This window comes from Pseudomonas sp. 86_A (assembly GCF_017491705.1).
In the GTDB taxonomy this organism is placed as follows: domain Bacteria; phylum Pseudomonadota; class Gammaproteobacteria; order Pseudomonadales; family Pseudomonadaceae; genus Aquipseudomonas; species Aquipseudomonas koreensis.
In genome coordinates this window covers 13,147-32,306 of sequence record NZ_JAFGYS010000022.1, presented here as the reverse complement: position 1 = coordinate 32,306, position 19,160 = coordinate 13,147, and the positions used below count along the sequence as shown (strand labels likewise).

The 19,160-nt window shown below is 61.1% G+C and carries 17 protein-coding genes; 15 read left to right on the top strand and 2 right to left on the bottom strand.

Going from position 1 to position 19,160, the window contains the following annotated elements; all coding sequences use genetic code 11:
• Positions 1 to 36 precede the first annotated feature (36 nt).
• The 6 genes from alc (at position 37) to J5M57_RS26325 (ending at position 6,725) form a co-directional block, all read left to right on the top strand.
• Positions 37 to 1,032, top strand: coding sequence for an allantoicase (gene alc / locus J5M57_RS26350; RefSeq protein ID WP_007960036.1), 996 nt, complete (start codon positions 37 to 39; stop codon positions 1,030 to 1,032).
• Positions 1,033 to 1,152: 120 nt separating this feature from the next.
• Positions 1,153 to 1,656: an ureidoglycolate lyase gene (locus J5M57_RS26345; RefSeq protein ID WP_041068829.1), complete on the top strand. Its 504-nt coding sequence runs from the start codon at positions 1,153 to 1,155 to the stop codon at positions 1,654 to 1,656.
• A 51-nt stretch (positions 1,657 to 1,707) separates the two neighbouring features.
• Positions 1,708 to 3,030 carry a urate hydroxylase PuuD gene (locus J5M57_RS26340; RefSeq protein ID WP_169840892.1) on the top strand — a complete coding sequence of 441 codons (1,323 nt, stop codon included), beginning with the start codon at positions 1,708 to 1,710 and terminating at the stop codon, positions 3,028 to 3,030.
• A gap of 232 nt (positions 3,031 to 3,262) precedes the next feature.
• Positions 3,263 to 4,621, top strand: coding sequence for a nucleobase:cation symporter-2 family protein (locus J5M57_RS26335; protein ID WP_207850091.1), 1,359 nt, complete (start codon positions 3,263 to 3,265; stop codon positions 4,619 to 4,621).
• A 159-nt stretch (positions 4,622 to 4,780) separates the two neighbouring features.
• Positions 4,781 to 5,566, top strand: a complete 786-nt coding sequence (locus tag J5M57_RS26330; RefSeq protein ID WP_064586703.1) for an outer membrane protein OmpK — start codon at positions 4,781 to 4,783, stop codon at positions 5,564 to 5,566.
• 373 nt (positions 5,567 to 5,939) lie between these two features.
• Positions 5,940 to 6,725, top strand: a complete 786-nt coding sequence (locus J5M57_RS26325) for an outer membrane protein OmpK (RefSeq protein WP_064586702.1) — start codon at positions 5,940 to 5,942, stop codon at positions 6,723 to 6,725.
• Between the two features lie 89 nt (positions 6,726 to 6,814).
• Here the strand turns inward: J5M57_RS26325 and J5M57_RS26320 are convergent, their stop codons facing one another.
• Together J5M57_RS26320 and J5M57_RS26315 are read right to left on the bottom strand one after the other, a co-directional pair.
• Entirely contained in the window at positions 6,815 to 7,972 is a 1,158-nt protein-coding gene (locus J5M57_RS26320) for a patatin-like phospholipase family protein (RefSeq protein WP_207850090.1), read from the bottom strand.
• A gap of 35 nt (positions 7,973 to 8,007) precedes the next feature.
• Positions 8,008 to 8,943 carry a lipid A biosynthesis lauroyl acyltransferase gene (locus J5M57_RS26315; RefSeq protein ID WP_207850089.1) on the bottom strand — a complete coding sequence of 312 codons (936 nt, stop codon included), beginning with the start codon at positions 8,941 to 8,943 and terminating at the stop codon, positions 8,008 to 8,010.
• A 117-nt stretch (positions 8,944 to 9,060) separates the two neighbouring features.
• Between J5M57_RS26315 and minC the strand changes: the two genes are divergently transcribed.
• From minC to J5M57_RS26270, 9 genes are all read left to right on the top strand, one after another.
• On the top strand, positions 9,061 to 9,798 hold the full coding sequence (minC, locus tag J5M57_RS26310; RefSeq protein WP_169840895.1) for a septum site-determining protein MinC: 738 nt from the start codon (positions 9,061 to 9,063) through the stop codon (positions 9,796 to 9,798).
• A gap of 199 nt (positions 9,799 to 9,997) precedes the next feature.
• Complete coding sequence (gene minD / locus J5M57_RS26305; protein ID WP_064586698.1) at positions 9,998 to 10,810, top strand: septum site-determining protein MinD; 813 nt, start codon at positions 9,998 to 10,000, stop codon at positions 10,808 to 10,810.
• The gene (gene minE / locus J5M57_RS26300; protein ID WP_003223146.1) at positions 10,810 to 11,064 is read left to right on the top strand and encodes a cell division topological specificity factor MinE; all 255 of its coding nucleotides are present in this window, start codon (positions 10,810 to 10,812) and stop codon (positions 11,062 to 11,064) included. The genes minD and minE overlap by 1 nt, the downstream gene beginning before the upstream one ends.
• A 91-nt stretch (positions 11,065 to 11,155) precedes the next feature.
• Positions 11,156 to 11,791: an RluA family pseudouridine synthase gene (locus tag J5M57_RS26295; RefSeq protein ID WP_007960625.1), complete on the top strand. Its 636-nt coding sequence runs from the start codon at positions 11,156 to 11,158 to the stop codon at positions 11,789 to 11,791.
• A 49-nt stretch (positions 11,792 to 11,840) separates the two neighbouring features.
• On the top strand, positions 11,841 to 12,941 hold the full coding sequence (locus J5M57_RS26290; protein ID WP_169840896.1) for a hypothetical protein: 1,101 nt from the start codon (positions 11,841 to 11,843) through the stop codon (positions 12,939 to 12,941).
• Positions 12,942 to 13,054: 113 nt separating this feature from the next.
• Complete coding sequence (locus tag J5M57_RS26285) at positions 13,055 to 14,344, top strand: M18 family aminopeptidase (protein ID WP_207850088.1); 1,290 nt, start codon at positions 13,055 to 13,057, stop codon at positions 14,342 to 14,344.
• Between the two features lie 237 nt (positions 14,345 to 14,581).
• Positions 14,582 to 14,758, top strand: a complete 177-nt coding sequence (locus J5M57_RS26280) for a hypothetical protein (RefSeq protein WP_169840897.1) — start codon at positions 14,582 to 14,584, stop codon at positions 14,756 to 14,758.
• A 77-nt stretch (positions 14,759 to 14,835) separates the two neighbouring features.
• Positions 14,836 to 16,989, top strand: coding sequence for a mechanosensitive ion channel family protein (locus J5M57_RS26275; RefSeq protein WP_169840898.1), 2,154 nt, complete (start codon positions 14,836 to 14,838; stop codon positions 16,987 to 16,989).
• 66 nt (positions 16,990 to 17,055) lie between these two features.
• Complete coding sequence (locus J5M57_RS26270) at positions 17,056 to 18,390, top strand: amidohydrolase (protein ID WP_207850087.1); 1,335 nt, start codon at positions 17,056 to 17,058, stop codon at positions 18,388 to 18,390.
• Positions 18,391 to 19,160: the final 770 nt, after the last annotated feature.

Here is a 19,160-nt window from a genome sequence, read left to right as displayed (position 1 = left end):
CATCCCCAGCCAACTTATTAAAGGCAGACAAGAAGAATGAAAGCTTACGCCGTACCTTTCGAGAAGTTCGTCAACCTGGCCGATGCCCGTCTGGGCACCAAAATCATCTCGGTCACCGATGACTGGTTCGCAGACGCCAATCGTCTGTTTCAGCCGACCCCGGCCGTGTGGAAGGAGGGTGTGTTCGACGACAACGGCAAGTGGATGGACGGCTGGGAATCGCGTCGCAAGCGCTTTGAAGGCTACGACAGCGCGGTGATCCGCCTGGGCGTACCGGGCTCGATCAAGGGCGTGGACATCGACACTTCATTCTTCACCGGCAACTTCCCGCCATCGGCCTCGCTGGAAGCGTGCTTCCTGGCCTCGGGCGAGCCGGACGAAAACACCCAGTGGACTGAAGTGCTGTCGGCCGTCGAGCTGCAGGGCAACAGCCACCACTACCACGAAATCAGCAACGACAAAGCCTTCAGCCACCTGCGCTTCAACATCTACCCGGATGGCGGTGTGGCCCGTCTGCGCGTGTACGGCATTCCGTTCCGCGACTGGTCCGCTGTTGGCGACAACGAACAGGTCGACCTGGCTGCTGCCCTCAACGGTGGCCGCGCCCTCGCCTGCTCCGACGAACACTTCGGTCGCATGAGCAACATCCTCAACCCGGGCCGTGGCATCAACATGGGCGATGGCTGGGAAACCGCACGTCGTCGCACGCCAGGCAATGATTGGGTGATCGTCGCACTGGGCCACCCGGGCGAGATCGAAAAAATCATCGTCGACACCCTGCACTTCAAGGGCAACTACCCGGACACCTGCTCGATCCAAGGCGCGTTCGTCAAGGGCGGCACCGACAGCCAGATCGAAACCCAGTCGCTGTTCTGGCGTGAACTGCTGCCGAGCCAGAAGCTGGAAATGCACGCCGAACACACCTTCGTCGAGCAGATCAAGGCACTGGGCCCGATCACCCACATCCGCCTGAATGTGTTCCCGGATGGGGGTGTGAGTCGCCTGCGCGTTCTCGGCAAGGTCGCTAAATAAGCAGTGAAGCCATTCGCGAGCAGGCTCGCTCCCACAGGGGATTGCATTCCAAGGGTGGGAGCGAGCCTGCTCGCGAAAGCGTCAGAACAGTCAACACAGAATCCGGATAAGAAGAACAGCATGCGCACACTACAGATTGAACCGCTGACCAAAGAAGCCTTCGCCCCCTTCGGTGACGTGATCGAAACCGACGGCAGCGATCACTTCATGATCAACAACGGTTCGACCATGCGCTTCCACAAACTGGCGACGGTCGAAACCGCTACGCCTGAGGACAACGCGATCATCAGCATCTTCCGCGCCGACGCGCAGGACATGCCGCTGACCGTGAGCATGCTGGAACGCCATCCGCTGGGCAGCCAGGCTTTCATTCCGCTGCTCGGCAACCCCTTTCTGATCGTGGTCGCGCCACTTGGCGATGTACCTGTATCAGGCTTGGTCCGCGCCTTCGTCACCAACGGCAGGCAGGGCATCAATTACCATCGCGGCGTCTGGCACCACCCGGTGCTGACGATCGAAAAGCGGGATGACTTCCTGGTGGTTGATCGCAGTGGCACAGGCAATAACTGCGATGAGCATTTTTTCAAAGAGGATGAGCGTTTGATCCTCGCCCCCCACCAATAAGAGAAGGTCTGATCACTCGACAACAAGAGTGACAGGCGAGAGGTAAAGACTGTGGAAGCACATCTGTTGGAATGGCTGAACCTGAGCGTGCGCTGGGTTCACATGATCACTGGCGTGGCCTGGATCGGCGCGTCGTTCTACTTCGTCTGGCTGGAGAACAACCTCAACCGCGTCAACCCGAAAACCGGCCTGGCCGGTGATCTGTGGGCGATCCACGGCGGCGGTATCTATCACCTGGAAAAATATAAACTGGCCCCACCGTCGATGCCGGAGAACCTGCACTGGTTCAAATGGGAAGCCTACTTCACCTGGATGTCGGGGATCGCGCTGCTGTGCGTGGTGTTCTACTCCAACCCCGTGCTCTACCTCGTGGCACCCGGCAGCGGCCTGACCGGTCCTGAAGGCGTGGCCATCGGCATCGGTTCGTTGATCGCCGGCTGGTTCATCTACGACTTCCTCTGCGATTCGGCACTGGGCAAGAAACCCGCCCTGCTCGGTTTCATCCTGTTCGTGCTGATCATCGGCGCGGCGTATGGCTTCAGCAAAGTGTTCAGCGGTCGCGGTGCGTACCTGCACGTCGGCGCGATCATCGGCACCATCATGGTCGGCAACGTGTTCCGCATCATCATGCCGGCGCAGCGTGCACTGGTCGCGGCCATCGCCGAGAACCGCACGCCGGACCCGGCGCTGCCAGCCAAGGGCCTGCTGCGTTCGCGTCACAACAACTACTTCACCCTGCCGGTGCTGTTCATCATGATCAGCAACCACTTTCCGAGCACTTACGGCAGCCAGTACAACTGGCTGATCCTGGCCGGGATCGCGGTGTTGGCGGTGTTGGTGCGTCACTACTTCAACACCCGTCACGACAGCCACAAGTTTGCCTGGACCCTGCCGGTGGCAGCGGTGGGCATGATCACCCTGGCGTACGTCACCGGCCCTGCGCCGATGCCGACCGCGCCGGACGTGGCCAAGGCGCCTGCGAAAATCGACTACCAGCCGCTGCCGGAAACGGCACTGGGCGGTGGCGCGAAACCGGCTGAAGCGGCGGCACCTGCAGCGCCAGCCGCTCCGGCTGCCCCTGCTGCGGCACCGGCGCAAGCGTCCAACGCCGGTCCTGCGTTCGACAAGGTGCACAACGTGATCCAGGAACGCTGCGCGGTTTGCCATTCGGCCAAACCAACCAGCCCGCTGTTCAGTGCGGCGCCCGCCGGTGTGATGTTCGACACCCCCGAGCAGATCCGCCAGAACGCGGCGCGGATCCAGGCGCAAGCCATCACCACACAGATCATGCCACTGGGCAACATCACCCAGATGACCCAGCAGGAACGTGACCTGATCGGTGCCTGGATCGCCCAGGGAGCACAGACCAACTGAGCCAGACAAAAGCCTGTGTAAAAGCAGGCTTTTGTGGCGAGGGAGCTTGCTCCCGCTGGACTGCGCAGCAGGCCTTCCTCTTGAAGAGAAGGGGCCGCTTCGCGCCCCGGCGGGAGCAAGCTCCCTCGCCACAAACAAGCTCTGCAGCCACAACTATGAATGATGCAAAAGGACAGCTGTGAGCCACCCGGCAGCTGTTCAATCACAAGAATAAAAAGATCCGAGGTGTTGCATGTCCGAGCTGTCCAAAGCGCGCATCCCCGACGCACCCGCCATTCAGCGTTTGCCCCTTTTGCAACTGATCCTGGTCGGTTTGCAACATGTTCTGCTGATGTACGGCGGTGCCATCGCGGTGCCGCTGATCATCGGACAGGCCGCTGGCCTGAGTCGTGAAGAAATCGCCTTCCTGATCAACGCCGACCTGCTGGTCGCTGGCGTCGCCACCATTGTCCAGTCGCTGGGTATCGGCCCGATGGGCATCCGCATGCCGGTGATGATGGGCGCCAGTTTTGCCGCGGTCGGCAGCATGGTCGCCATGGCCGGCATGCCCGGTATCGGTCTGCAAGGGATCTTCGGCGCAACAATCGCTGCCGGATTCTTCGGCATGCTCATCGCGCCGTTCATGTCCAAGGTCGTGCGCTTCTTCCCGCCGCTGGTAACCGGCACGGTCATCACCTCGATCGGTCTGTCGCTGTTCCCCGTGGCCGTGAACTGGGCCGGTGGCGGTGCCGCCGCAGCGCAATTCGGTTCACCGGTTTATCTGGCCATCGCCGCCCTGGTGCTGGCGACTATTCTGCTGATCCATCGCTTCATGCGCGGTTTCTGGGTCAACATTTCCGTACTGATCGGCATGTGCATCGGCTACGTGCTCTGCGGCGCGATCGGCATGGTCGACCTGAGCGGCATGGCCAACGCGCCATGGATTCAGTTCGTCACGCCACTGCACTTCGGCATGCCGAAATTCGAACTCGCACCGATCCTGTCGATGTGCCTGGTGGTGGTGATCATTTTCGTCGAGTCCACCGGGATGTTCCTCGCGCTGGGCAAGATCACCGGCCAGGAAGTCTGCCCACGGATGCTGCGACGCGGCCTGCTGTGCGATGCCGGCGCCTCGTTCGTGGCCGGTTTCTTCAACACCTTCACTCACTCCTCGTTCGCGCAGAACATCGGCCTGGTACAGATGACCGGCGTGCGCTGCCGCTCGGTGACCATCGTCGCCGGTGGCCTGCTGATCGTCCTTAGCCTGCTGCCGAAAGCGGCGTTCCTGGTGGCGTCGATTCCACCGGCGGTGTTGGGTGGCGCGGCGATTGCGATGTTCGGCATGGTTGCCGCGACCGGGATCAAGATCCTCCAGGAAGCCGACATTGGTGACCGGCGCAACCAGTTGCTGGTGGCAGTGAGCATCGGCATGGGCCTGATCCCGGTGGTGCGTCCGGAGTTCTTCGCGCATCTGCCGATGTGGATGAGCCCGATCACCCACAGCGGCATCGCCATGGCCACGCTCAGCGCACTGACGCTGAACCTGCTGTTCAACATCCTCGGCGGCGCCGAGCGCGCAGCGATCAACGACTGTCACGCGCATCAGCATTAACAGCAACACCGATTTAACCCTGTAGGAGTGAGCCTGCTCGCGATAGCGGTATGACATTCAACACTTGAGTTGACTGAAAGAACGCCATCGCGAGCAGGCTCACTCCTACAAAGGGAAACAGCTCTGCGCCTTAAAAATAAAAACAAGAGGGAGCAACAGATGATTCGCACGCAAACCAACGTTCTGTTGAGTGGCGGCCTGCTGGCCGCGAGTCAGGCCATGGCCGGCGATTTATTGCTGTGGCAGACCAACAGCCTGAGCTATCTGTACGGCAAGAACTTCGCGATCAATCCGTCGATCCAGCAGACGGTGACGTTCGAGCACGCCGACAAGTGGAAGTACGGCGACAACTTTCTGTTCGTCGACAAGATCTTCTACAACGGTCAGGAAGACCGCAACAAAGGCCCGCACACCTTCTACGGCGAATTCACCCCGCGCTTGTCGTTCGGCAAGATCTTCGACCAGAAAATCGAGTTCGGCCCGATCAAGGACGTGCTGCTGGCGATGACCTACGAGTACGGCGAGGGCGACAGCGAGGCCTACCTGATCGGCCCCGGTTTCGACCTCAAGGTGCCCGGCTTCAACTACGTGACCCTGAACATCTTCCGCCGCCAGACCGAAGGCCCGCGCCCCGGTGACGGCGTATGGCAGATCACCCCGGGCTGGTCGTACAGCGTGCCGCTGGGCAATTCCGACCTGCTGATCGATGGCTATCTGGACTGGGTTGTCGACAACGACCAGAACTCGCGCGGCACCTACCACGCCAATCTGCACATCAACCCGCAGATCAAATACGACCTGGGCAAAGCCTTGGGCTGGAGCCACAAGCAACTGTACGTCGGCACCGAGTACAGCTACTGGAAGAACAAGTACGGGGTCGAAAGCAGCCATAACCTCGACACCAACCAGAACACCGCCAGCCTGCTGGTGAAGGTGCACTTCTAAGATGGCCCGCAACCGTGCCCCATACCTGTCGTCGGTGCTCTGTTGCGGGGCACTTGAGACCTGGCCGAGGAGTCAGTATTCTCCGCGGCCTCTTGAATTCGGTCTAAAAAAAAGCCCGAATTTAATTCCTGACCAACGGGCCAACTTATCCCGGCCCCGGTCAGTACCGAGGCATCCCGAAAACACGCGCAATCGACTGTTTTTCAGCAGCCGAACGGGCGTTTTTTTGCTTTTCGAAAGCCTTGGCTCAGCTCTTGCTAACAGCATCAAAGCTGACCGGTCGGATGACTTTTGCAGCAACGAAAAAAGGCGCCACACCAGAGCGCCGATCTTAAAAAAATAAACGTGGAACACCTACTTTGGGAGCAACCGAATGAAACGTATGTGCACCAGCCTGATGCTCGCGGGATCGATGTTGGCCGGCGGCGAGGCCATGGCCGATGGCCTGCTGCAATGGCAGAACAACAGCCTGACCTACCTTTACGGCAAAGATTTCAAGGTCAACCCGGCGATCCAGCAGACCGTCACCTTCGAGCACGCCGACGCCTGGAAGTACGGGGATAACTTCCTGTTCGTCGACAAGATCTTCTACAACGGCAAGCCAGATGGCGGCGTCGGCAACAACACCTATTACGGTGAGTTCCAGCCGCGCATCTCGCTGGGCAAGGTGCTGGACCAGAAGCTCGAATTCGGCCCGATCAAAGACGTGCTGCTGGCGATGACTTACGAGTTCGGTGAAGGCGACGTCGAGTCCTACCTGATCGGTCCAGGCTTCGACCTGGCGATCCCGGGTTTCGACTACTTCCAGCTGAACTTCTACCAGCGCCACACCGAAGGCTCGCGCCCGGGTGACAACGTCTGGCAGATCACCCCGGTCTGGTCCTACACCATCCCGGTTGGCAGCTCGAACGTGCTGATCGACGGCTACATGGACTGGGTCGTCGACAACGACGTCAACAGCAAAGGCGAATACCACGCCAACCTGCACTTCAACCCACAGGTCAAATACGACCTGGGCAAGGCCCTGCATTTCGGCGAGAAGCAACTGTACGTCGGTGTTGAATACGACTACTGGAAAGACAAGTACGGGATCGACGACACCCGTGGCTTCACCACCAATCAGAACGTGACCAGCTTCCTGGTGAAGTTCCACTTCTGATAAAGATCAAAAGATCGCAGGCTTCGCCAGCTCCTGCAGGGATAGCGCATTCCAATGTAGGAGCTGCCGCAGGCTGCGATCTTTTGCCTTTAAGAAGTTAACCCCAAAAACCGGCACAGTTCCTCGCGCTTGGCCAACGCATCGCGTCGTCCCAGGTCAATCAGCTCGCTGCAATACCCCGCTTCGAACAGCAGATAACTCAACACCCCTGCCCCACTGGTCTTGGTCGCCCCCGGTCCGCGCAAGAACAAGCGCAGCGCCGCCGGCAATTCCTGGCGATGCCGTGCCGCGATTTCATCGATCGGCTGACTCGGCGCAATCACCAGCACCTCAACCGGTGCCACGCCCAGTTCGCGCGTCGGTACGCCCTCGGGCATCAGGTGACTGAACTGGTTCAGGCGCTGCAGCAACTCGATGTCGCTCTCCAGGCTGTCAATGAACGTGCTGTTGAGCATGTGCCCGCCGATCTGCGCCAGCGTCGGCTGCTGCCCTGTGTAAGCGCGCTCCAGCGGCTGCTGTGGATCGAAACCGCGCGGGTTGCCGCTCACGCCCACCACCAGCACCCGGCTCGCGCCCAGATGCAGCGCCGGGCTGATCGGTGCCGATTGCCGCACAGCGCCGTCACCGAAATATTCCTCACCGATTTTCACTGGCGCAAACAGCAACGGGATCGCCGAACTGGCGAGCAGGTGGTCCACCGACAACTGCGCCGGCACGCCGATTCGCCGATGGCGCAGCCACGCATCGATCTTGCCGCCGCCCTGATAGAACGTCACCGCCTGCCCCGACTCGTAGCCGAACGCGGTCACCGCCACCGCATGCAATTGCTTGCGCGCGATGGATTCGGCGATGCCCGGCATGTGCAGTTTTTCATTGAGCAGGTCGCGCAGCGGCGAACTGTTGAGCAGCGCCACCGGCAATTGGCGACCGATGCCGAGCAAGCTGTGACTGACAAAGCGGCTGGCCTGACGGATCACCCCGGGCCAGTCGCTGCGCAACACCCGATGGCTGCGAAAGCCCTGCCAGAACAGTGTGAGGCGTTCGATGGCGGCGCGAAAGTCAGTGGCGCCACTGGCCAGGCTGACCGCGTTGATCGCCCCGGCCGAGGTGCCGACGATCACCGGAAACGGATTGTCCGCCCCCAAGGGCAGCAATTCGGCAATCGCCGCCAGCACCCCCACCTGATACGCCGCCCGAGCCCCGCCGCCGGAAAGAATCAAACCTGTGACCGGTTCAGCTGGGCTCATCGCAACGCTCCATGGTGCCTAAAGGGATGGGTCGATCAACGGCGACGCTTGGCGTACAACTTCGGCTCGCCCGGTGGACGGCTCTTGAAGCGACGGTGTGCCCACAAGTATTGCTCAGGGCAGGCGCGCAACGCACTTTCCACCCACTGATTGATACGGATGCAGTCGGCTTCCTCGGTCTCGCCCGGGAAGTCTTCCAGCGGCGGATGGATCACCAACCGGTAACCGCTGCCGTCGGCCAGACGTTCCTGAGTGAACGGCACCACCAGCGCCTTGCCCAGACGGGCGAATTTGGTGGTCGCGGTCACGGTCGCCGCCTGAATGCCGAACAGCGGCACGAAGATGCTTTGCTTGGCGCCGTAGTCCTGATCCGGTGCGTACCAGATCGCCCGGCCCGAGCGCAGCAACTTGAGCATGCCGCGCACGTCGTCGCGTTCCACCGCCAACGAGTCGAGGTTGTGTCGCTCACGGCCGCGACGCTGGACGAAGTCGAACAACGCGTTCTTGTGCTCGCGGTACATGCCGTCGATGGTGTGTTGCTGGCCGAGCAGCGCGGCGCCGATTTCCAGCGTGGTGAAGTGCGCCGCCATGAGGATCACGCCCTTGCCTTCGCGCTGGGCCTTTTGCAAATGCTCCAGCCCTACGACGTGCGCCAGTTTCGCCAGGCGCTCGCGGGACCACCACCAGCTCATCGCCATTTCAAAGAACGCGATGCCGGTGGAGGCGAAGTTTTCCTTGAGCAGGCGTTTGCGCTCGGCGGCGGACTTTTCCGGGAAGCACAGCTCAAGATTGCGCTTGGCAATGCGCCGCCGGTCGCCGGCCACGCGATACATCAAGGCACCAAGGACACGACCGATCGTCAGTAAAACCGGATACGGCAACTGCACGACCAGCCACAACAGCCCCAGACCGCACCAGAGCGGCCAAAAGCGGGGAGAAAGATAGGCTTTTCGAAAACGCGGGCGATCCATTAAAGCTTCCGTAAATACAGTGGCCGCGCATTCTACATCGTTCGACCCGGCTTGCGGCTCGCGGGCGTTCTCGTTATAAGTCTCGGCACTTTTAGTGACAAGCCGTTGTATGCCGATATGAGCCAAAACGAATCGCCAGACCAAGATCCCGTGTTCCAGTTGAAGGGCAGCATGCTGGCCATTACGGTGCTGGAGTTGTCCCGCAACGACCTCGACAGCCTTGATCGGCAACTGGCGGCCAAAGTCGCCCAGGCGCCGAACTTCTTCAGCAATGCACCGTTGGTCCTGGCGCTGGACAAACTGCCGCCGGGTGAAGGCGCAGTCGACCTGCCCGGGCTGATGCGCGTGTGCCGCCAGCATGGCCTGCGCACCCTGGCCATCCGCGCCAGCCGTATCGAAGACATCGCCGCCGCCATCGCCATCGACATCCCGGTGCTGCCGCCGTCCGGCGCCCGTGAGCGGCCGCTGGAAGCCCCGGAACCGGAAGTCAAAAAGAAACCGGAAAAGCCGCCGGAGCCGACCGTCAAAGCGACCCGAGTTATCACTACGCCAGTACGTGGTGGCCAACAGATATACGCCCAGGGTGGCGATCTGGTCGTGGTGTCTTCGGTCAGTCCGGGGGCGGAACTTCTCGCCGATGGCAACATCCATGTATACGGCCCGATGCGCGGTCGCGCACTGGCCGGCGTCAAAGGCGATACCAAGGCCCGGATTTTCTGTCAGCAATTGAGCGCTGAACTCATCTCCATCGCCGGGCATTACAAGGTTTCCGAAGATTTGCGTCGCGATCCGCTGTGGGGCGCCGGCGTACAGGTCAGCCTGTCGGCCGACGTGTTGAACATCATTCGGCTTTAACGGATACTGCCGCATTTTCCAAGCATCTCTAAAACGTAGCGAAAACGGCTCAAACGAAGTAGGAAAAAGGATCAAGGAGTGTTTGCCCCCGGCAAGTGCGACTTGCGCCGAATTCCAGCCAAGGCTGTCCGACTGCAGTAGTTTTCAAGAGATGTTTTTCAGGGGCTGAACAGTCCTTCTTCCTTAGGGGTGAAACACCTTGGCCAAGATTCTCGTGGTTACATCCGGCAAGGGTGGTGTGGGTAAGACCACCACCAGCGCCGCTATCGGTACCGGCCTCGCTCTGCGCGGCCACAAAACAGTGATCGTCGACTTCGACGTGGGCCTGCGTAACCTCGACCTGATCATGGGTTGCGAGCGTCGCGTGGTGTATGACTTCGTCAACGTGGTCAACGGCGAAGCCAACCTGCAACAGGCACTGATCAAAGACAAGCGCCTGGAAAACCTCTACGTACTGGCCGCCAGCCAGACCCGCGACAAAGACGCGCTGACCCAGGAAGGCGTGGAAAAAGTCCTGATGGCGCTCAAGGAAGACTTCGACTTCGTGGTCTGCGACTCCCCGGCGGGCATCGAGAAAGGTGCGCACCTGGCGATGTATTTCGCTGATGAAGCGATCATCGTGACCAACCCGGAAGTGTCTTCGGTACGTGACTCCGACCGCATGCTGGGCCTGTTGGCCAGCAAATCGCGTCGCGCCGAAAAAGGCGAAGATCCGATCAAGGAACACCTCCTGCTGACCCGTTACAACCCGCAGCGCGTCAGCGATGGCGAGATGCTCGGCGTCGAAGACGTGAAGGAAATCCTGGCGGTGGCCCTGCTGGGCGTCATCCCTGAGTCGCAGGCAGTCCTGAAAGCTTCCAACTCGGGTGTCCCGGTAATTCTCGACGACCAGAGCGACGCCGGTCAGGCCTACAGCGATGCCGTTGATCGTCTGCTGGGCAAAGAAAAAGAACATCGTTTCCTCGATGTTACGAAGAAGGGATTCTTCGAGCGCCTGTTTGGAGGTAGGTAATGAACCTTTTTGACTTCTTTCGTGCCAACAAAAAGCCAAGTACCGCCTCGGTAGCGAAAGAGCGTCTACAGATCATCGTGGCGCATGAGCGCGGCCAGCGCAGCACGCCGGATTACCTGCCAGCCTTGCAGAAGGAACTGGTCGACGTGATCCGCAAGTACGTCAACATCGGCAACGACGACGTACATGTTGCACTGGAAAGCCAGGGCAGTTGCTCGATTCTGGAACTCAACATCACCCTGCCAGATCGCTGAGTCGATCCGGCAGGAACGACGGCGGTTCAGGGCCATCCCTATACGGGAATGGTCCTGAACCGCCGTTGGCATTTGTTAAGAGGCTGTTTTAATGCCGTTGTCCAACATCCGCATCATTCATCAGGACGCCGCCGTACTGGTGGTCGACAAACCGACGTTGCTGCTATCGGTGCCCGGTCGCGCCGACGACAACAAGGACTGCCTGATTACCCGCCTGCAGGAAAACGGCTACCCGGAAGCACGCATCGTCCATCGCCTGGACTGGGAAACCTCCGGCATCATTCTGCTGGCTCGCGACGCTGATACCCACCGTGAACTGTCGCGGCAGTTTCACGATCGTGAAACAGAGAAAGCCTACACTGCCCTGGCATGGGGTCAGCCGGAACTGGACAGCGGCAGCATCGATCTGCCCCTGCGCTACGATCCGCCGACCAAACCGCGACACGTGGTTGACCACGAATTCGGCAAACATGCACTGACCTTCTGGCGCGTCCTGGAACGTTGCGGCGATTGGTGCCGCGTCGAACTGACACCGATCACCGGTCGTTCGCACCAGTTGCGCGTGCACATGTTGTCCATCGGCCATCCGCTGCTGGGCGACGGGCTCTACGCCCACGAGCAGGCCCTGGCCGCCTGGCCGCGCCTGTGCCTGCACGCGAGCATGCTGAGCTTCACCCACCCGCAAACCGGCGAGCGTCTGCGCTTCGAATGCCCGGCGCCGTTTTAAGTGTTGCCTGAGCGGCAACGCTGCAGTTAAGACAAGGATTCAGTTTCGGATGAGTTGTATCGACACCCTGGCGACACCTCCCAAGAAGGTTCGTCACCAGCTGCTTTACCTGATTTACGGCAATCAGGATGTGTACCGGCGCGAAGCCAAGTTCAGCATCCTGACCGCGCTGTCCCAAGCCAAAAATGGCGAGCGTCCGGCGATCCGCATCCTCACCGATCGTCCCGACGACTATGCCGGCTGGCCGGTCGACACGGTGCTGCTGGACGCCGCGACCCTGACCCGCTGGCAAGGCACTCATGGTTATCACCACCGCCGCAAGGCCTGTGCCATCGCGGCGGGCATGCAGTGGGCGGAAAAGACCTTGTTCGTCGACACCGACACCCTGTTCATCCGCCACCCGAGCCAGTTGTTCAAATTCATCGAGCCGAACCGCTCGGTGATGGATCGCTTCGAGTACGACTGGAAAGACGTGCACCGGCGCGCCGACTATCAAAAACTCGGTCGCGACCTGCGCAGCCACGGGGTGACCCCGGAAAATGGCTTCAAGCTCTACAACAGCGGCCTGTGTGGCGTGACCGAGGGTGATTCGGCGCTGTTCGAAGCGTCGATCCGTCTGATCGATGAATGGACCCTCGGCGGCTTTGAAATCCACACCATCGAGCAGATCGCCCTGTCGTACGCCATGCGCGAGCGTCAGGTGGTGGAGGGGCGCAAACACGTCTACCACTACTTCGCGGAAAAACGTTTCTTCCACGCGATGCAGAGCTATTTCTTCTCCCAGCACGGCGAGCAGTTCAGCCAGCGTCTGGTGGACCTGTGCACCGACGTGCCGCGGGTCAAACCGTTCCCGTCCGCCTGGCGCCGCCTGAAAATCAAATGGAAGCTGCGCCATCAAAAAGGTGCCCTGCGCAAGGTCGGGCGCGATCTGCTGTACGGCAGCGCTGCGCCCGAGGATCCGTACTACAGCGCGTGCCGACACGAATGGTGGGAATGTGCCTCGCGGGAAATACTCCGCTGGGACGAAAGCCGTCAGAAAAAACTGCTGAGCCAGAGTCCATGGCCGCAACAGTTGCCGCGCCCGGACAAGCCGGAAGACGAAAAACTGATCATGAGCTATCTGAAAAAGCGCGTGACCGCGGCCCGCTGAACAGCACTTTTCTCTGCAGGAGCTGCGGCACGCTGCTCCTGCAGAAATCCGGTTCAGATTCAATTCCCCGGCCGATGCGTTAAACTCCCGCCCATTGCTGTCTGGAGCTTCTTATGCGCGAAGAGTTGAACCAAGGCCTGATCGACTTCCTCAAGGCCTCCCCTACCCCGTTCCACGCCACCGCCAGCCTCGTTCAGCGTCTGGAGGCCGCCGGTTATGTGCGCCTCGACGAGCGCGAGCCATGGAACACCGAGGCCAACGGCCGCTATTACGTCACCCGCAACGACTCCTCGATTGTCGCGATCAAAATGGGCCGCAACTCGCCGCTGCACGACGGTATCCGTCTGGTCGGCGCCCACACCGACAGCCCGTGCCTGCGGGTCAAGCCGCAACCGGAACTGCAACGCCAGGGCTTCTGGCAACTGGGTGTTGAAGTCTACGGTGGCGCGCTGCTGGCGCCGTGGTTCGACCGCGACCTGTCGCTGGCCGGCCGCGTGACCTTCCGCCGCGATGGCAAGGTCGAAAGCCAGTTGATCGACTTCAAGACCCCGATCGCGATCATTCCCAACCTGGCGATTCACCTCAACCGTGAAGCCAACCAGGGCTGGGCGATCAACGCGCAGACCGAGCTGCCGCCGATCCTCGCGCAATTCGCCGGTGACGAACGCGTCGATTTCCGCGCCGTACTCACCGATCAACTGGCCCGCGAACATGGCCTGAACGCCGACGTGGTGCTGGATTACGAACTGAGTTTCTACGACACGCAAAGCGCGGCGATCATCGGCCTGCACGGTGACTTCATTGCCGGGGCACGCCTGGACAACCTGTTGTCCTGCTACGCCGGCCTGCAGGCCCTGCTCAACGCCGACACCGAAGAAACCTGCGTACTGGTGTGCAACGACCACGAAGAAGTCGGTTCCTGCTCAGCCTGCGGTGCCGACGGTCCGATGCTCGAGCAGACCCTGCGCCGCCTGCTGCCTGAAGGTGACGAGTTCGTCCGTACCATTCAGAAATCGCTGCTGGTCTCGGCCGACAACGCCCACGGCGTACACCCCAACTACGCCGAGAAGCACGACGCCAACCACGGCCCGAAACTCAACGCCGGCCCGGTGATCAAGGTCAACAGCAACCAGCGTTACGCCACCAACAGTGAAACCGCCGGGTTCTTCCGCCACCTGTGCATGGCCGAAGAAGTGCCGGTGCAGAGCTTCGTGGTGCGCAGCGACATGGGTTGCGGCTCGACCATCGGCCCGATCACCGCCAGCCACCTGGGTGTGCGCACCGTCGACATCGGCCTGCCGACCTTCGCCATGCACTCGATTCGCGAATTGTGCGGCAGTCACGACCTGGCGCATCTGGTGAAAGTGCTGAGCGCGTTCTACGCCAGCCGCGAGTTGCCGTAAGCAGTATTTGTGGCGAGGGAGCTTGCTCCCGCCGGGTTGCGAAGCGGCCCCAAAACCTGAGCACGCGTTGAGTCAGCATGATCGTGTGCTCAGAATATACGACGGCTACGCCGCCGAGCGGGAGCAAGCTCCCTCGCCACAAGATCGAGCAAAGACCCGCTCATTGCTGACTCACATCACCACCCGCGTCAGAAACCGACCTAGACTTACATCATTCATTTCGACAAGGCAGTCACCATGATTTCGATGTCTTCCTTCCACGCCATGCTCATTCCCATCCTGTGCGGAATGATCCTGCTGGCTATCGGCTTCAACTTCCGCGACAAGAACGTCGGGGTCTTTGCCATGTGGGTCGGCATGCTGATGATCCTGGCGACCGTGGTCTACAAGATCCTCGCCAAACTCAACGAATAAATCGGCGCCCGGCTCGCATTGATTCTGGCTGCCTCGTACACTCGCTCAATTCGCCCCTTTGCGAGGTTGACCGCCTAGTGTTCGCTCGTCTGTTTGCTCTGCCCTGCCTGTTCCTTGTCTGCCTGATGACGCTGCTGCCGCTGGCCCCTGCCCACGCGGTCGGTTTGCCGGGCCTGCTCAACACCACCAAGACACAGCCCGAGGCGCAAGAGCCACTGGGCCAGTCGCTGGATGAAGTCATCAAGTCGCTGGAAAACGACAAGCAACGCGCGCAGTTGCTGACCGATCTGAAAAAGCTGCGCGACGCCACGAAAAAGGCTCAGGCCTCACCGGAAGAAGGCGTTCTCGGCCTGATCGGCGGCACGCTGGCGAGTTTCGAGAAACAGTTCTCCGGTGACGATAGCCCGCTCACCCGCTGGTCTGACGAATTCGATCTGGCCAAGGACGAACTCGATAACCTGATGTTGCCGGCCAGCGAATGGCTGCCGATCATCTTCGGCTTCGCCGTGATCCTGATGGTCTGGAGCCTGCTCGCCGCCGCGCTGATCTGGCTCGGTCACCGGGTGCGCATGCGCTTCGGCCTGACCGAAGAACTGCCGCAGCACCCCAAGGCCCTCGACATGCTGCGCTTCGCCCTGCGCAAGCTCGGGCCGTGGCTGATTGCCCTGGTGATCACCGTCTACATGAGCTATGCGCTGCCGTCGTCATTGGGCAAGAGCCTGGCGATGGTGCTGGCCTATGCGCTGGTGGTCGGCACCTGTTTCTCGGCGATCTGCGTGATCGCGTTCTCGCTGCTCGACGGCCCGCACCGGCACCGGGCGCTGTACATCCTGCGCCATCAGGCCTTTCGCCCACTGTGGCTGATCGGCAGCTTCGCCGCGTTTGGTGAAGCGCTGAACGACCCGCGCCTGGTGGAAAGCCTCGGCGTGCACCTGGCGCACACCACCGCGACGATCACCAACGTGCTCGCGGCGCTGTTCACCGGTCTGTTCATCCTGCGTTTCCGCCGGCCGATCGCGCACCTGATCCGCAACCAGCCGTTGTCACGCCGTCTGACCCGTCGCGCCCTCAGCGACACCATCGATATCCTCGGCACCTTCTGGTACGTGCCGGCGCTGGTGCTGGTCGGCATCTCGCTGTTCGCCACCTTCGTCTCCGCCGGCGACACCAGCACTGCCTTGCGACAGTCGCTGATCTGCACGGTGCTGCTGGTGATGTGCATGGTGATCAACGGCCTCGTGCGCCGTCACTCGCTCAAACCGCAGCGCGGGCCGAAGCGCCATGCGCTGTATTCGGAACGCCTGAAAAGCTTTTTCTACACCCTCGCCCACTTGCTGGTGTGGCTGACCTTCATCGAACTCGGCCTGCGCGTGTGGGGCAAGTCGCTGATCGGTTTCGCCGAGGGCGAAGGGCATGACGTCAGCGTCAAACTGTTCAGCCTGATCGGCACACTGATTTTCTCCTGGCTGATCTGGATCCTCGCCGACACCGCCGTGCACCACGCCCTCACCCGCTCGCGCAAAGGCCTGGCGAATGCCCGTGCGCAGACGATGATGCCGCTGATCCGCAACGTGCTGTTCGTGGCGATCTTCATCATTGCGCTGATCGTCGCCCTGGCGAACATGGGCATGAACGTCACGCCACTGCTGGCCGGTGCCGGTGTGATCGGTCTGGCCATCGGTTTCGGTGCGCAGTCGCTGGTGGCGGACCTGATCACCGGTCTGTTCATCATCATCGAAGACTCGCTGGCGATTGACGACTACGTCGACGTCGGCGGCCACCTCGGCACCGTCGAAGGCCTGACCATCCGCACCGTACGCCTGCGCGACATCGACGGCATCGTCCACACCATCCCGTTCAGCGAAATCAAAAGCATCAAAAACTACTCGCGGGAATTCGGCTACGCGATTTTCCGCGTAGCAGTGCCGTACAACATGGAAATCGACGACGCGATCAAACTGATGCGCGAAGTCGGCCAGAAAATGCGCACCGATCCCCTGCAACGGCGCAACATCTGGTCGCCGCTGGAGATTCAGGGGGTGGAAAGTTTCGAGTCCGGCAGCGCGATCCTGCGCGCCCGCTTCAAGACTGCGCCGATCAAACAATGGGAAGTTTCCCGAGCGTTCAACCTGTCGCTCAAACGTCACCTCGACGAGGCCGGCCTCGACCTGGCAACGCCGCGCATGAGCGTGCAAGTGATCACCGCCGGCGGTGGTCAGCCCAAGGAATAGCACTTGGACGGGACGTGCGGGTCACAGGCAGGGAAGCCAGAAAAACAATAACCATGGAGAAACCCGATGCAGCTGACCCGCATTGCCCAAGCCCTTCTGCTCAGCCTTGTCGCCGGCCACGCCGGTGCTGCCACCCTGGACAGCACCCGCGAACAAATCGCCGCGCAGGCCCAGGCCCTTGAACCGCAACTGCTGGAAACCCGCCGCGACATCCACGCCCACCCGGAACTGGGCAACAGCGAAAAACGCACCGCGGAACTCGTCGCCAAACAGCTCAAGGCGCTGGGCCTGGAAGTCAAAACCAACGTCGCCCGCACCGGCGTGGTGGCCATCCTCAAAGGCGCCCTGCCCGGTCCGACCGTGGCCCTGCGCGCCGACATGGACGCATTGCCGGTCAAGGAAGTGGCCGACCTGCCGTTCGCCTCAAAAGCCAAAGGCACTTATCTGGATAAAGAAGTCGACGTGATGCACGCCTGCGGCCACGACGCCCACACCGCGATCCTGCTCAGCACGGCGAAAATCCTCACAGGCCTGCGCGACACCCTGCCCGGCACCGTGGTGTTCTATTTCCAGCCCGCCGAAGAAGGCCCGAGCGACTTCATCCCCGACGGCAAAAACACCTGGGGCGCGAAAATGATGGTCGAGGAAGGCGTGATGAAATCCCCCAAACCCGACGCCGTCTTCGGCCTGCACGTCTGGGCCGGCGTCCCCGCCGGCCAGATCGCCTACCGCCCAGGCGCCACCCTGGCCAGCTCCGACGACCTGCGCATCAAAATCCTCGGCAAACAAACCCACGCCGGCCGCCCCTGGGACGGCATCGACCCGATCACCGTCGGCGCACAAACCATCGTCGGCCTGCAAACCGTGGTCAGCCGGCGCACCGACATCTCGTCGTATCCGTCGGTGGTCAGCATCGGCACCATCAACGGCGGCACCCGCTACAACATCATTCCCGAGTCCGTGGACATGAGCGGCACCATCCGCTCCTACGACTACGGCATCCGCCAGAAACTCCACGCCGACGTGCGCCAGACCATCGAAAAAATCGCCGAAAGCGGCGGCGCGAAAGCCGATGTGACCATCATCGAAAAATACGACCCCACGATCAACAACCCGGCACTGACGGAAAAAATGCTGCCGACGTTGAAGTGGGCGGCCAAGGACGATGTGGTGAATGCACCGCTGGTAGGTGGTGCGGAAGACTTCTCGTTCTTTGCCAAGGAAGTGCCGGGGTTATTTGTGTTTCTCGGGGTGACGCCAAGGGACCAGGACATGAGCAAGGCTGCGCCGAATCATAATCCGGGGTTCTTTGTCGATGAGTCGGCGCTGGTGGTAGGCGTGAGGACGATGGCGTCATTGGCGACGGACTATTTGTATGCCAATGCCGGGGCGGGCAAGTAGAGATGACGTAACAGTGGGGGCGCCTTCGCGAGCAGGCTCGCTCCCACATTTGACAGTGTGCAGCCTGTTAGAAACAGGTCGGCTGTCAGGCCGCCATCGCGAGCAGGCTCGCTCCTACAGAAAAGCAAAAGCCGACCGCAGGCTCTTCGCGACGGACTATTTGTATGCCAATGCCGGGGCGGCCAAGTAGAGATGACGTGACAGTGGGGGCGCCTTCGCGAGCAGGCTCGCTCCCACATTTGACCGTGTGCAGCCTGTTAGAGATTGGTCGGCTGTCAGGCCGCCATCGCGAGCAGGCTCACTCCTACAGAAAAGCAAAAGCCGACCGCAGGCTCTTCGCGACGGACTATTTGTATGCTAATGCCGGGGCGGCCAAGTAGAGATGACGTAACAGTGGGGGCGCCTTCGCGAGCAGGCTCGCTCCCACAGTTGGATTGAATGCATTCAGCTGGAGATGGTCGGCTGTCAGGCCGCCATCGCGAGCAGGCTCACGCCTACAGAAAAGCAAAAGCCGACCGCAGGCTCTTCACCACTCAACAGGATGAGCGTTAGCTCGGCTGCAGCTCTTGATCTGAAAGGCCCCTTCGGCAGGCTGAGTGGAGGGGTTTATCCGGGGGTGGGAGCGCAGCGACCGTTTGGCGAAGCCAAACACATCGAGAGGAGGTGCAGCGAAGCAAACCGTAGGCGATGCCCCCCGGATGAATCCCGGAACGAAGGAACCCGAGCCACGGCGAGGGCCGAACGCCGGGGCCAAGCCTTTTGCTTACTTT